Genomic DNA, 1,356 nt, shown 5'->3' with positions numbered 1-1,356 from the left:
AATGTACATCGACTTCCGCAACCGGCTGCGCATCCAGTTCGACTGGGACCGGCAGGCGGAACTGGATGGCTCAACCTCGATCTGGGTGCGCGTCATAAGCCAGTGGCAGGGCGACGAGATGGGCGTTGTCGCACCCGGTCGCGCGGGTCAGATGGTGCTGGTCGCGCACGTGCACGGCGACCCGGACCGGCCTGTCGTCGCGGGATTCGTGGTGGACAAGTTCAACATGCCGCCGTGGGCCCTGCCGGCCAACGCGGCGCTCAGCGGCATCCGCAGCAGCAGCCTTGGGTATGGTCGGCGCTCGAACCATCTCGCGCTGGACGATACGCCCGGCCGGATGCAGGCGCAGCTCGCGAGCGACCAGGCGAATTCGCGGTTTGTGGCGGGGTTCAATACGCGCATCGACGGCAACCGGGGGCGCACCGAGGCGTGCGGCGAAGGGATCGAGATTGCCACCGATGCGCATACGGTGATGCGGGCGAACCGGGGCTTGCTCGTAACGACCGAGACGCGTGCGGGCGCGACCGCTCCGGTGAAGGATATGGGCGAGACGGTACAGCGGCTTACGCAGGCGCGGCAACAGCATGAGGACCTGTCACTGCTCGCGAAGCAGCACAACGCGCAGACGCCGCAAGCCAGCCAGAGCGATGCGGCCCGCACGATCAGGACGCAGAACGGCGCCATCAGGGGCGGCGCCACGACGCCGGAGAATCCATCGCCGGAGATGACGCGCCCGGACGTGGTGATGGCGAGTGCGGCGGGCATCGCGACCACGGCCGCAGACAGCACGCACATGGCGAGCGCGAACGATCACGCGGTGACGGCGGGGTGGGACGTGAGTGTGTCGTCGGGACGTTCGCTGATTGCGTCGGTGCGCGGCGCGATCAGCCTGTTTGCCTGGCAGCTTGGCATGAAGCTGATCGCGGCGAAGGGGCGCGTGGAGATACAGGCGCAGAGCGACCAGATGGCGTTGGCGGCGCTGAAGGACGTCACGATCAGCAGCACGGACGGCAGGATCGTGATCACGGCGGCAAAGGAAGTCTGGCTCGGTGCGGGCGGGTCGTATATCCAGATCAACGGCAGCGGGATCACTAACGGGTCGCCGGGGCCGATTCTGGAGAAAGGCGCGTCATGGGACGTGCCGGGCCGGGACATCCAGTTGAAGACTTTCCCGCCTTTCAGTTCGGGCACGCCGACCGATAACCACATCCATTCCCTTTGACGGCTTTCGTCCTGACAGACTCATGATTATCAGCCCTCCTTTTCTTTTCGCCGCACACCCGCAGCAGAACGACGCCATGACTACGGCGGACGCCGGCAACACGGTCGTCCCCGATGGCGACGTATGCACATCTG

1 protein-coding gene is annotated in these 1,356 nt (G+C 66.0%); it reads left to right on the top strand.

Features of this window, described 5'->3' with window-relative positions; all coding sequences use genetic code 11:
- The coding region (gene vgrG / locus ACFSNN_RS38105; protein ID WP_377779219.1) for a type VI secretion system tip protein VgrG at window positions 1–1,222 on the top strand (1,222 nt) is incomplete at its 5' end.
- Window positions 1,223–1,356 lie beyond the last annotated feature (134 nt).

Origin of the sequence: Paraburkholderia dipogonis, assembly GCF_042680985.1 — a bacterium.
GTDB lineage: Bacteria > Pseudomonadota > Gammaproteobacteria > Burkholderiales > Burkholderiaceae > Paraburkholderia > Paraburkholderia phytofirmans.
The sequence above is the reverse complement of the archived record's forward strand: the minus strand, read 5'-3'. Positions and strand labels throughout refer to the sequence as shown.